11 protein-coding genes are annotated in these 12,447 nt (G+C 63.7%); 2 read left to right on the top strand and 9 right to left on the bottom strand.

Annotation, left to right across the window (positions count from 1 at the left end; translation table 11 throughout):
- Window positions 1-38: 38 nt before the first annotated feature.
- The 9 genes from ACW9IN_RS22115 to ACW9IN_RS22155 form a co-directional block, all read right to left on the bottom strand.
- Window positions 39-1,433, bottom strand: a complete 1,395-nt coding sequence (locus tag ACW9IN_RS22115) for an aromatic amino acid lyase (protein ID WP_457367796.1) — start codon at window positions 1,431-1,433, stop codon at window positions 39-41.
- Entirely contained in the window at window positions 1,430-2,434 is a 1,005-nt protein-coding gene (locus tag ACW9IN_RS22120) for an ornithine cyclodeaminase family protein (RefSeq protein ID WP_457367797.1), read from the bottom strand. The genes ACW9IN_RS22115 and ACW9IN_RS22120 overlap by 4 nt, the downstream gene beginning before the upstream one ends.
- A 99-nt stretch (window positions 2,435-2,533) precedes the next feature.
- On the bottom strand, window positions 2,534-3,463 hold the full coding sequence (locus ACW9IN_RS22125; RefSeq protein WP_457367798.1) for an aliphatic sulfonate ABC transporter substrate-binding protein: 930 nt from the start codon (window positions 3,461-3,463) through the stop codon (window positions 2,534-2,536).
- Between the two features lie 72 nt (window positions 3,464-3,535).
- The gene (locus ACW9IN_RS22130; protein ID WP_457367799.1) at window positions 3,536-4,549 is read right to left on the bottom strand and encodes an ABC transporter substrate-binding protein; all 1,014 of its coding nucleotides are present in this window, start codon (window positions 4,547-4,549) and stop codon (window positions 3,536-3,538) included.
- A gap of 135 nt (window positions 4,550-4,684) precedes the next feature.
- Entirely contained in the window at window positions 4,685-7,327 is a 2,643-nt protein-coding gene (locus tag ACW9IN_RS22135; RefSeq protein WP_457367800.1) for a TonB-dependent receptor domain-containing protein, read from the bottom strand.
- A gap of 235 nt (window positions 7,328-7,562) precedes the next feature.
- On the bottom strand, window positions 7,563-8,507 hold the full coding sequence (locus ACW9IN_RS22140; RefSeq protein ID WP_457367801.1) for a FecR domain-containing protein: 945 nt from the start codon (window positions 8,505-8,507) through the stop codon (window positions 7,563-7,565).
- Window positions 8,504-9,013, bottom strand: coding sequence for a sigma-70 family RNA polymerase sigma factor (locus tag ACW9IN_RS22145; RefSeq protein WP_457367802.1), 510 nt, complete (start codon window positions 9,011-9,013; stop codon window positions 8,504-8,506). The genes ACW9IN_RS22140 and ACW9IN_RS22145 overlap by 4 nt, the downstream gene beginning before the upstream one ends.
- 208 nt (window positions 9,014-9,221) lie before the next feature.
- The gene (locus tag ACW9IN_RS22150; protein ID WP_457367803.1) at window positions 9,222-10,013 is read right to left on the bottom strand and encodes a phosphate/phosphite/phosphonate ABC transporter substrate-binding protein; all 792 of its coding nucleotides are present in this window, start codon (window positions 10,011-10,013) and stop codon (window positions 9,222-9,224) included.
- 9 nt (window positions 10,014-10,022) lie between these two features.
- Window positions 10,023-10,952, bottom strand: coding sequence for a fatty acid desaturase (locus tag ACW9IN_RS22155; RefSeq protein ID WP_457367804.1), 930 nt, complete (start codon window positions 10,950-10,952; stop codon window positions 10,023-10,025).
- A 133-nt stretch (window positions 10,953-11,085) separates the two neighbouring features.
- Here ACW9IN_RS22155 and ACW9IN_RS22160 point away from each other — a divergent pair, with 133 nt between their 5' ends.
- Complete coding sequence (locus ACW9IN_RS22160; protein WP_457367805.1) at window positions 11,086-11,514, top strand: GNAT family N-acetyltransferase; 429 nt, start codon at window positions 11,086-11,088, stop codon at window positions 11,512-11,514.
- Window positions 11,515-11,573: 59 nt separating this feature from the next.
- Window positions 11,574-12,401 (top strand): class I SAM-dependent methyltransferase, encoded by an 828-nt coding sequence (locus tag ACW9IN_RS22165; protein ID WP_457367806.1) that lies wholly within the window; start codon window positions 11,574-11,576, stop codon window positions 12,399-12,401.
- The last annotated feature ends 46 nt before the right edge of the window (window positions 12,402-12,447 follow it).

The following is a 12,447-nucleotide window of genomic DNA, read 5'->3' on the forward strand; positions in this document are numbered from 1 at the left end:
TGGGAACGGGCCTGCTCCCACTGATGACTGGCCTCGCGTCAGAGAAAGGGTTTCAAACCGCCCTTGCGGATGAAGGCACTCAGTGCCAGCAGATCCACCGAGCCCGAGCGGTCCTGATCCAGATGGGCCACCTGGCTGCGCACGGCCTGGTGGATCCGACGCGCGCCCTGCCCCAATCGCAGCGTGCCGCGCAAGTCCACCGCTTGCGCGGCAACGATCAGCTCGATGCTGGCCAGCCATAGCACGCGTTCGGTCAAGCGGCGGGTCTTGTCCACCACGGCCAGGGCTTGCCCGGCGTAGTCTTCCACACGATCAGCCACCGGTACACTCACCGCCGGCAGCGGATTGGCCAGGTGCCCGATCTCCGCCACCAATGCCGAGCTGGTGCGTTGCAACGCGGCCATCCCGACATGCCCCGGCTGCGTGATCAGAAAGCGTGGCAAATCGCTGGAGCCGGGCGACAGCAGCTTGGCGATGCGCTCGGCACTGCACGCCGCCGCGCGACTCAAGGCCAGTCCCATACCTTCAGCGGCCAGCGCCAGGTGCGTGCTGTCGAAGTTCGCCGTGGCCAATACCTGCGCGGCTTCGCTGATCAGCGCCGGGTTGTCTGCACCACTGCGCAGTTCCAACTCGATCAACCCCTGTAACTGCGCCAACGCCTGCTGCGCAGCACCCTGCACGACGGTCCCGCAGCGAAAGCTCAGCGGGTCCTGCAAGCGGCGCGGGTGGTCCGCCAATTCACCGCCTTCCAGCCACTGCAACAACGCTGCCGATTGCTCGGTTTGCCCTGGCGCCGGGCGCAGGCGCGAGGCCCACGGCTGGAACGGACTGAGGTTGGCGCGATAGCCCTCGCACGACAGCGCCAGCGCCGCCAGCAAGGCGTCGAGCGCCTGTTGCGCCTCGGCCACCAGCAATGCCCCAAGCCCGATACTCGCGGCATTGGCCGAGACCAGCGCCAGGCCGTCCTTGCCGGTCAGCGGCACCGATAGCGCCAGGCTCAAGTGGGCCAAGGGTGCCAGATCACTCTCGCCCAAAGAGCCGAGCAACGGCACTTCGGGCTCGGCGCCGGCGTTGAGCAACGCCAGCAACGCCTCGGCGGTATTCAAGGAAATACCCGAGCGCCCCTGCGCCAGGCTGGCGAGGCGCGCCGCCATGATCGCGCGCAGTTCCTCGCGATTGGCCAGGCGCCCGACCCCCACCGCGCGCCCCAGCGCAATGCTCGCCTGCACGGGCGCCACCGGCGTATCCACCGCCGCACCCAGGCCGGTGTTCACGCCATAGATCGGCGTACCTTGCGCCGCCAACTGCACCAGCAAACGATGGCCGTCCTCGATGCGCCGACGGCCCTGCGCGGTGAAGTCCGCCGCAACGTCCTCACGCGCAATGGCCAGCAAATCGGCCAGTGCCAAGCCTTGGGGATCGAGGTGAATCATGCCCAGCGCAGCCGTTGGCCGATCCCCAGCTGCCTGGCTTTTTCCAGCAGTGCGTGGCCCAGGGCGATATCGCTGAGGCTCAGGCCACGGTGCCAGAACAGAATGGTTTCCTCGGGGTTTTCCCGAGGTTTTTTCAGTCCGGCGACGATCTGTCCCAGTTCGGCGTGCAAGGTTTCGGCACTGAGTTTTCCGGCGTCCACATGGGCACGCAATGAGCCGAACAGCCCGCCCTTGCACTGCCCCCAATCGTCCACCACCAATTTGCTCATGATGTCGGTGAGCGACAACTCCACCGCACTCATGGTGCCGTAGGGCACCACAAAGGCGCCGGGTTTGATCCAGTCGGTGCGCAACAGCGGTTCGGGCTGATCCAGGCGCGACGCCTCGACCACGATGTCGGCCCCGCGCACGGTGGACTCCCAATCCTCGGTGACGATCACCGGCTTGCCCAGGTCGCGACGCAGGCGCTCGGCAAAGGCCTCGCGGCTCTCACTGCGGCGCGAATGCACGCGGATTTCCTCGAAGTCGAACAGGTGGTCAAGCAAACGCACGTTCCAATAGGCCGTACCCCGCGCGCCGATATGCGCCAATACCTTACTGTCGGGACGGGCCAGGTATTTGGCGCCGATGGCGGTGACGGCGCCGGTGCGCATGTCGGTGATCGCCGACGCATCGAGGATGGCTTTGGGTATGCCGGTGGCCGGGTCCAGCAGGTTGAGGATCGCCAGTTCCGAAGGCAGGGCCTTGCGGTAGTTGTCGACAAAATCCCCCACCACCTTGACGCCGGCGTAGCCGATGTCGCCGCCCAACACACCGCGCAGCACGTTGAAGTGGCCGTTGATTGCACCACCGGGAATCAGGTGCGTGCGCGGCTCGATCACCGCCTCGCCACGGCCCTGGATCGCCAGGCTGGCTTCGATGGCGTTGAGGATTTCGTCGTTGGTCAGGCCCAGTTCGTCGATGTCAAGGCCGTTGAGAAAGTCGATGTAGATCGGTTGCATGGTCTGCTCACTGATTAAGTCGGGGGATCTGCATCACCTTGTGGTGAGCAGGCTTGCCCTGCGCCGGGCTGCGAAGCGGCCCCATCCAGGCTTACCGCATCAAGGGGCCTTGAACACGGCTTGCTGCACATCGACCTTTTTCGGGATCAGGCCGTTGGCGAAGAACAGGTCGGCGGTGCCTTGCTGCGTGGCAATGTCGGAGGCTTGCAGCGGCCGGATCGGTATCGAGGCGCGGTGCTCGAAGTAGCTTTTGACCACCGCCGGTTTCAGGCCCAGGGTCTTGGCCATCAGCGCGATGCTCTCGGCGGGCTGGTCCAGGGACAGCCGCTGCGCCTTGGCGAGGGTCTGGATAATCGTGGAGATGGCCTGCGGATGCTGTTTGATGAACGGGCTGCTGGCGACGAAGAAGGTGCCCGCCGGGTTCAGCCCCTGGCCATCCCCCAGCACCCGCGCCGAGCCATCGACCACTGCGGCGGAGTAGTACGGGTCCCACACCACCCAGGCGTCAACCTTGCCTTGTTCGAAGGCGGCACGCCCATCGGACGGCGACAGGTACACCACCTCGACGTCCTTCCACTGCAAACCTGCGCGCAGCAGGCTCTTGAGGAACAGGTTGTGGGCACTGGAGCCTTTGAGCAACGCCACGCGCTTGCCCTTGAGTTCGGCCACGCTCTGCACGTTGCTGTTCTTGGGCACCAGCACCGCTTCGGATTTACCCTCGTTGGGCTCGACGGCAACGTACTGCAACTCGATGCCGGCGGCCTGGGCAAAGATCGGCGGGATGTCGCCGATGTTGCCGATGTCCAGGCTGCCGCTGTTCAGGGCTTCGATCAGCGGCGGGCCGCCGAGGAATTCGATCCACTGCACCTGGGTGCCGGGCAACGCTTCTTCGAACAGTTTGTGCTCTCGGGCCAGCACCATGCTCACCGAGCTTTTCTGGTAGCCGATGCGCAAGGTGGAGGGCTCGGCGGCCGAGACGGCATTCGACAACAGCAGCGAGGCGAGCAGCCCACTGAAAAACTTAACCATGCTTGTCACCTGTGAATACGGAACGCAGACCGTCCGGGGTGGCATTCCCACGCACAGCGTGGGAACGATCGGTTACAGGGCGGCCTTGACCTTGACCGCCACGTCCGCCGGCACCCATTGCTGCCAAACGTCTGGATGGCCTTTGAGGAAAGCTTCAGCCACCTGGCGCGGCGGTGTGCGTTTCTCGCTCATGTCCCCGAGGATGCCGTTGAGCAGGTCAATCGGCAGGTCGACCTTTTCAAAGAAGCCCACCAGTTGCGGGTACTGCGCCTTGAACGGTGCCGAGACGCCAATCGCCAGGCGCGCCGGCATCGAACGGGTGCCGATGGGGTTGGGGTTCTTGGCGTCGGACAGGGTCTTCCAGGCTTCGGCGTTGAACGGGGGTTCTTCGAGTTTGATCAGCTTGAAACGCCCCAGCAGTGGCGTCGGCGACCAGTAGTAGAACAACACCGGTTTGCCCCGACGGATCGACGACGCCACCTCGGCATCCAGCGCTGCGCCGGAGCCGGTGCGGAAGTTGACGAAGCTGTCGGTCAGGCCGTACGCCTTGATCTTCTGGCTGTTGACGATCTCCGAGGTCCAGCCGGTGGGGCTGTTGAGGAAGCGCCCACGACTCGGGTCTTCAGGGTCGCGGAACACATCTTTGTAGCGCGGCAGGTCGGCGACTGACTTGAGGTCCGGCGCCAGGGGTTTGATGCCGCGTTCGGCATCGCCCTTGATCACGAATTCCGGTACCCACCAGCCTTCGGTGGCGCCTTTGACCGTATCGCCCAGGCCCAGGACCTTGCCTTCGCTTTCGGCCTTGACCCACGCCGGGCTGCGACCGGCCCACTCTTCGCCGATCACCTGGATATCGTCCTTGGCCAGCGCGGCTTCCAGGCTCACGGTGCTGCCCGGCAAGGTGTCGGTGGGCAGGCCGTAGCCTTTCTCGACGATCAGCCGCAGCACCTCGGTGATGAGGCTGCCGCTTTCCCAGGTGATATCGCCGAAGTGAATCGGTTTGACCGCTTCAGCGGCTATTGTTGGCTGCGATAAAACGGCCAGTGCCAGCAGCGAGCCACCGAGCAGTGTTTTGAGTTTTTTCATGCAGTACCTCGTGGTGATGATCGTTCCCACGCTCCGCGTGGGAATGCAGCCGGGGACGCTCTGCGTCCCAAAGCGTGACGCAGAGCGTCACAAGAGGCGTTCCCACGCAGAGCGAGGGAACGAGCCATGGACGGGTTAAAAGTCATAACTGAGCCGCGTGTAGTAGAACGCCCCTTCCGGCGCTGCCGGCGCCAGGTAGCTGTATTGCTGGCCCGGGGTCTGGCGCAGGCGGCTGTTGAAGTCATCGGGTTTGCTGTCGAACAGGTTGTTGGCGCCGACCGACAGGCGCAGTTGCCGGGTGAACGCGTAATTCACGTCCAGGTCGGTGGTCCATTGCGCAGCGAAGGTCTGGTCGTACTGGGCGTTGGCTTCGCTGGCGGCGTACTTGCGGTATTGGCCGTAACGGGTCTCGCTGAGGGCGACCGTCCAGGCACCGATCTTGTGAGTCGCGCCCAGCACCAGCTTGTCTTCGGGGTAGCCGTGCTCCAGAAAGCCCCGGGCCTCACGGGTGAGAATGTCGAAACCGTTGGGGTTTTCGTGAACCTTCTCGATGGTTGTGCGTGCCTTGGTGTAGCCGGCGGACAGGCTCAGGGCGCCGTACTGCGCCAGGTCCAGGTTGTACTTGCCGACGATATCGACACCCCGGGTGCGGGTGTCCGCCGCATTGGTCATGAACTGCGCCCAGGTGTACTGGCCAAAGCCGGCTTGCTGCAAAATCTGCTCGGCGCGCGGCCCGGAAATGCCGCCGCTGTAGAGCAGGCGGTCACGAATCGAAATCTGATAGGCATCGACCGTCAGCGAAGCATTTTCGACCGGACGCAGGACCAGGCCGAGGGAGAAGTTGGTCGACTTCTCCGGCTTCAGCGGTTCGGCGCCCAGGGCGCGGGCGGCCGGGTTGTCGGCGGGCAGCATGCGGGTGAGCACCGGGTTGCCGTTGACGTCGACGTTGGTGGTGGTGGTCCACGAGGTGCCGATCTGGCCCAGTGTCGGCGCACGGAACGAATTGTTCACCGTGGCACGCAAGCCCACTTGCGGAGTGAAGTCATAACGCGCCGACAGCTTGCCGGTGGTGGCCGAACCGAAGTCCGAATAGTGCTCGGTGCGCCCGGCCAGGCCGACCTGGAACTTGTCGGTGAGCTGATGCTCCAGGCCCAGGTACACGCCACCCACATCGCGTTTGTAGGTACCGGCGTCATCCGGCGTCAGACCCGAGGCCTGCACCGCACCGACTTGCACACCGTTGATGCCGCCGAAGGAGTAGGACGCGTAGTCGCCCTCCTCCAACCGATACTGCTCATGGCGGTAGGCAATGCCCGCCGAGAGCGTCAGCGGATGGCTGGACCAGTTCACATCCAGGTCCTTGGCGTAATCCAGGCCGAGGTTGGTCTGCTCGTTGACCAGGGTGGCCACGTCGAATTTGGTCGGGCTGTTGAGGCCGTAGCTCGGGTTGACCGTGTTGAAGGCCAGCTCGTCGTGCTTGTCACGGCCATAGGTGGCGCTCAGGTCGAAGCGGCCCAGGGTCTCGTCTTCATAGCGGGTGCCGACGGTCAGCGCGCCATCTTCGTAGCGATAGCGGTACTTGGGAATGGTGCCGTTGGGATAGATGCCCGCGACGTTGTTCGGGTTGCTGGCCAGCAACGGCGGCGTATTGTTCACCGATTTGTCCTGGCCGAAGGTGGCGAAACTGTACAGGCGCCACTGGTCGTTCAGGCCGATCTCGGCATTGGCCGCCAGGTTGAACTTGTCGCGCCCGGCACCGCCCCAGCGCGGGTCTTGCAACTGGCCACCGGCAACGTATTGGTCGCCGATATCCGTGGGTTTGTTGTTGAGGGTGTTGAAGCTCAGGGTGAGGAAACCATCCCCCGGCAAACCCAGGCCATACCAGCCATCGGTGGTCTTGCTGAAGCCGTCGCCCTGGGCATACTTGCCCAGTTGCGTGTTGACCTGACCACCGCTGTCACGCTCCTTGAGCACGATGTTGACCACCCCGGCCACCGCGTCCGACCCGTACTGGGCCGAGGCGCCATCGCGCAGCACTTCGACATGGTCGATGCTGCTGATGGGGATCATGTCCAGGTCCACCGGTTGTGCGCCAATGAACGGCACGCCACCGGAGATATTCACCACCGCCGAGGCATGGCGGCGCTTGCCGTTGATCAGCACCAGCGTCTGGTCCGGCGACAGCCCGCGCAGGGACGCGCCCTTGGGGTTCTGGCCACGGGTGGCGCTCTGGTTCTGCGGAAAATTGAACGAGGGCAACAGTTGGAACAGCGCCTGGTTGAGGCTGGTGGCGCCGGTCTGCTTGAGTTCTTCGGCGTTGATTACGTCCACCGGTACGGCGCTGGTGAGGGCTGTGGCATCGCTGCGACGGGTTCCGATGGCGACTACGCGATCCAGGGTCGGCGCCTGCGCCGCGCTGGTCTGCGCCTTGACGTTGTTGCTGGCCTGGGCGCTTTTGGCCGCGCCTTCCTTGATGATGAACGCACCGTCCGGGCTGACCTGCACTTGCAGGCCGGTGCCCTGGAGCGCAGCGTCGACCGCCTGGTGCGCCGACAGCGAACCGTCGACACGGGCCGAGGAATAATGACCGAGTTGCGGAGTGAACGAGATCACCTGGCCACTTTGGCGACTGATGTCCAGCAGCACTTCATCCAGCGGACCGGGTGCGATGTGGTAGACCTGACGCGCCTCTTCGGCACTGGCGGCAAACGAGAAAACCAGGCTGGCCAACGGCACCAGGGCAAAGGTTCGAAGCGGCACACGGTTGAACTGACTCACTTTGGCTCCCCCCAAGGAAACTCCATAACGCTGCTCCCCGCAGCGCTTACGGGAGTGATGTGGGTTGGCGGGGGGAAAACTTGCAGATCGTTTGGTTATGTTCTTAGAACCCATCCCGATTCCTGAACTGAACACCAATCTTTTGTGGGAGCTGGCTTGCCTGCGATGCAGACAACCGGATTGTCCAGGAACACCGCGGCGATGCCATCGCAGGTAAGCCAGCTCCCACAGAAGATCACGCGGCATGGATGCTCACCCACAGGCCGGTATGGCGGGTGATGTGGATCGGCAAGGTGCGCGCCAGGGTGTCGAGGATTTGCTGGGGATTGTCCAGCCGATACAGGCCGCTTACGCGCAACCCGGCCACGGCGGGGTCCAGGCGCAGGATGCCGTTGTGATAGGGCCGCAATGTCTCGATAACCTCGGCCAACGGGCGGTCGCGCACTTGCAGGAAGCCGTCGATCCACGCTGTGGCGCCGGACGAACTGAGCTGCACCGGACCGAAGCCCGCGCGGTCGTAATGCACCTCATGACCGGCGGCCAGCTGCAGGCGCGCGCCGTTCTGACTGTCGATTTCCACGGCGCCGTTGAGGGCGACAACCTGGCCCTGCCCTTCGCGCTCACGCACCAGCAAGCGGTTGCCATAAGCGCGCAGACGGGCCTGGTCGGTGTGGATCAGGAAGGGCCGTTGGCGGTCACTGGCGACCCTGGCCAGCAACTCGCCCTCACGCAAACGCACCAGGCGCCGTTGCAGGTCGAACTGGATGTCCGCAGCGCTCTGGGCATTGAGCAGCAGCTCACTGCCGTCATCCAGCGTAACGCTGCGACGCTCGCCGGTGCCGGTGCGCACATCAGCGGTCAGGTCGGCCAGGGGCATGCCGAGGGGCCGGGCCAACAGCGTCGCCCCCAGGGCCACACCCGCACCGGCCAGGGCGATTTGCAGCACCTGCCGCCGGCTGGACGGGGCTTCCAGCGCCTGCTGCAAGACTTTGCCGCTCACGCCCTGGGCCAGAGGGACCTGGAACACGCCAAGGCGGGTTTCCAGTTGCCGACACAGGGCATCGTGACGCGGGTCGGCGGCTCGCCATTGTTCATAGCGCTGCCAGTCGCCCACAGTGGCCTGGCCAGAGCGCAGCAACACGTACCAGCGCGTGGCGTTGTCGATCAGTTCGTCGTTCATTCCAGGCACAGCCGCAGGCAACGGTTGAGGGCGCGGGTCATGTAGTCGCTCACCGAGCGCTGGGAAATCCCCAGCTCCTCGGCAATTTCCGGGTAGGTCAGGCCATTGAGCTGGGACAGCAGGAACGTCGCCTTGACCTTGGCCGGCAAGCCGTCGAGCAACTGGTCGATGGCGTGCAGGGCTTCGAGCATTTGCGCCAGCTCTTCGGGGGATGGCGCAGTGGAGGTTTCGTCGCCGTCCAAGGCATCGAGGTAAGCGCGTTCCAGGTCACGGCGGCGCCACAGCTGGTACATCAAGCGTTGGGCAATCGTGGTGAGCAAGGCACGGGGCTGGCGGATCGGTACCACGCCGGGCGAACCGAGCAGCTGGACAAAGGTATCGGCGGCGATGTCTTCGGCGTGGGCGCGGGAGTCGAGATGGCGGTGCAAACGGCCGCACAGCCAATCGTAATGACTGCGGAACAAGCCGCCCACGTAGTCGCTGTGAGAAGTGTCGGCGCCGGACATAGTGGCTCCATTTGAGTAGGTTGCGCGTTATGTCCGGTGTTCCGGTGGAGCGATCCTAGCAAGGCTGCTTATGCTTTAATAATATTTAAAAAGTATTTTTATATAACCAAAAAAATCGACACAGAGCGTCTAAGGCGGCGTTACCACGCGGAGCGTGGGAACGATCAGAGTGACTAAGCCGGAGTTATCACGCGGAGCTTGGGAACGATCACTGAAGGACTGGATAACCGGCAATCGTGGCCTGCCGCTGGTAGTTCAACAGCACTTCGTAATCGTCTTCGCTGGCCGGAAGGACTTCCCTCAGGCCCAGGGTTTCGACTACTTGGGGCAAATCCTGCAAGGCCTGGTTCATGGCTTGGCGAATCGTCGTCACCTGCGCATCACTCAGGTGCAGCGGGCCGATATAGGGCAAGGTCGGGCTCGGTGCGCTGCGGATGACGAGGCGCAACCCCGCCACTTCTTCAGGGGCGAAGCGGGCCAGGTAGTCGTAGGTCACGCTGTCGATGGCAGCGAGGTCGGCGCGGTGTTCCCGTAGCCAGCGCAGGCTCTCACGATGGGCACCGCTGATGCCGACACTGGCGAAGAAGCGACCGTCGCGCTGCAACGGCGCGAGGCGTTCGCGCAGCAGATTCATGCCGCTGTTGGAGTCGTGGCCGTTGATCACACCGCGACTGTCGTAGAAGTCCGCCAGGACGGTACGCGGGTTGTCGTCACGCGTGAGCAGCAGACTGCAATGTTCGCCACCGCTGCTGTGGGGCAGCTCGTAGCGTGGGCGACCGATCACACGGACCTGGCCGCGCAGTTGGGTCATCAGCGGGTAGCCGCAGGTTTGTGTGACGAGCAATTCGGGGGCGAGCCACAGACCGTGCAGGTCCAGGTGGTCGGCGTTGCGCCGGTGCAGGCCCAGGTGTTCGAAAATCCTTGCAAGCCACTGCTGGTTGGCCTGCTGCACCGCGTCGGGCGCGACGTACATCAGCAGCTCGGCGTAATGGTCACTCATGGTCGTCTCTCACGCAAAAGGGTGCCGGGGGCTGTCGATGGCTTTGAGGCCATGGCGGCCGATCAACTCGCCATAGCCCTGCACCAGGAAACCGCCGCTGCGCGCCAGCCATTGTTCCCGGCGAGCCCGGTAGACCCTGGGCAGGTAATACCAGGGCAGTTTCGGCAAGTCGTGGTGCACCAGATGCAAGTTGTTGTTGAGGAACAGCCAGGTCCACGGCCAGGCGGCCTCGTTGAGCACGGTGCGCTGCTCCGGCTGCGGGTGCGGGCGGTGTTCATAGTAGGAACGGATCGATGCCACGGACAAGGCCGGCACGCTGACCAGCAGCAGGTAGTGCCACACCGACAACACGCTGAAGTGGGCGATAAACCCCAGCATCAATGCCGTGACGACACCGTGGGCCAGCCACATCGGCCACACCTGGGACAACTGCTGCAATTGCTGGCGGACCAGGCGACCGATCGCCAGCGGCGCCGAGAATAAAAACCGGCCGAGCACGGTCTTGGTCAACCAATGCACGCCACGCTCGAACAGCGAACTGCAGTCCCATTGCTGCTGGTTGAGGTAACGGCTTTCCGGGTCGATGCCCGGCAGGGTGAGGTCTTCATCGTTGTGATGCAGCAGGTGGCTGTCGCGGTACAGGGTGTAGGGAAACCACACGGCGAAGGGCGCATAGCCGAGCAGTTTGTTCAGCAGCAAGGAGCGGGTGGGATGGCCATGCAGCAGTTCGTGTTGCACCGACAACCACAGCGTCACCAACGGGATCAGCAACAAAGTGCTCAACCACAGGCCCAGCCAGTGGCTGGCGAGCATTACGGTAAACCAGCCGACGTACACGCCGATCAACAGCAGCCAGGTCGGCCATTCGGTGCGCGCGGTGAAACTGCGGGTGAGGACTTCGATTTCCCGGCGTTGGGTCAGATCAAGATAATTGGCCATCGGTTGCTCAGAGCAGGTGTTTACTGCTCTGTGCAATGAGTCGGGAAAATCTTGCAGATCATTTGGTGCTGAGCTTAGAAGCGAATGTATCAGCCGCTACAATGGCGGCCCCCATCCTCTCATCGGTCTGCACATGCACCTGGAATTACTCGCCGAGCCGCTTTGGCCACTGCTGAACAAGTTTTACCGCAGCCACGGCTCGTCGATGAAGGCAATCAAAGGCGCGCGCCTGTGGGTCGCGCGGGAAGACGAGATCGTGGCCGGCCTGTGCCTGAGCCCGGTGGTGGGCGGACAGTGGCTGACCGGGGTGTTCGTGGCGCCGGCCTATCGCGGCCAGGGCTTGGCGGCGCGGTTGATTGTCGACGCAGTCGCCGGCGGTGAAGGAACCGTATGGCTGCTGTGCCATCCCGACCTGGAGCCGATGTACCAACGCATGGGGTTCAGCCAGGACACCGTGCTGCCCCAGTCCCTCGCCGAACGGCTGGTACGTTACAAGCGCAACAAGCCGATGATCGCCATGGGCTTAGAACCGTTGGTAAGGTCGACCTCGGATAATGTGTGATCGCTCGGTAGAGGGCCCATGCTAGCCTCGGCGGCACAGTGGCCCCTTACAGGATGATCATGAACAAGACACTTGCAGCATTGTCCCTCACCACCCTGCTCCTTCCGACTCCAAGCCAGGCCGCCGATGCGCCGATCAGCGCCAGCCAGTACCAAAACGTGCTCGCCGGCAGCTGGCGCGACCCGGCCAACAGCGCGCGCGACGGCTACCGCCATCCACAGCAGACCCTGGAATTCTTTGGCCTGGGCGCCCGGCAGACGGTGATTGAGATCACCCCCGGCGGCGGCTGGTACAGCGAAATACTGGCGCCGTTGCTCAACGACCACGGGCATTACATCGCCGCCGTGCAGGCCGCAAGCAGCAGCGCCTACGCCAAGGCGTCCGAAGAAAACCTGAAGAAAAAACTGGCGACCGACCCGACGCGGTACGGCAAGGCTCAAGTCATCGAATTCGACCCCAAGGCGCCGGTGTTCGGCAAACCGGGCTCGGCGGATACCGTGCTGACGTTTCGAAATGTGCATAACTGGGTCGAAGCCGGCACCGCGCCAGCCACCTTCAAAGCGTTCTATCAGGTGCTGAAACCGGGCGGCGTGCTGGGCGTGGAAGACCATCGGGCCAAGGATGGGGCGGACCTGGCGGCAATCAAGGACAGTGGCTACCTGACCACGGCACAGGTGGTGAAGCTGGCGACGGACGCCGGGTTCAAACTGGTCGGGCAAAGTGAAGTGAATGCCAACCCGAAGGACACCAAGGACTACCCGGGCGGGGTGTGGACCTTGCCGCCGTCATTGAAGCTGGGGGAACAGGACAAGGCGAAGTACCTGGCCATTGGCGAGTCGGACCGGATGACGTTGCGGTTCGTCAAACCCACCCAACAATCAGACTGAACACAAAACCAATGTGGGAGCTGGCTTGCCTGCGATAGCGGTACAT

This window comes from Pseudomonas sp. SDO5271_S396, from assembly GCF_054071795.1.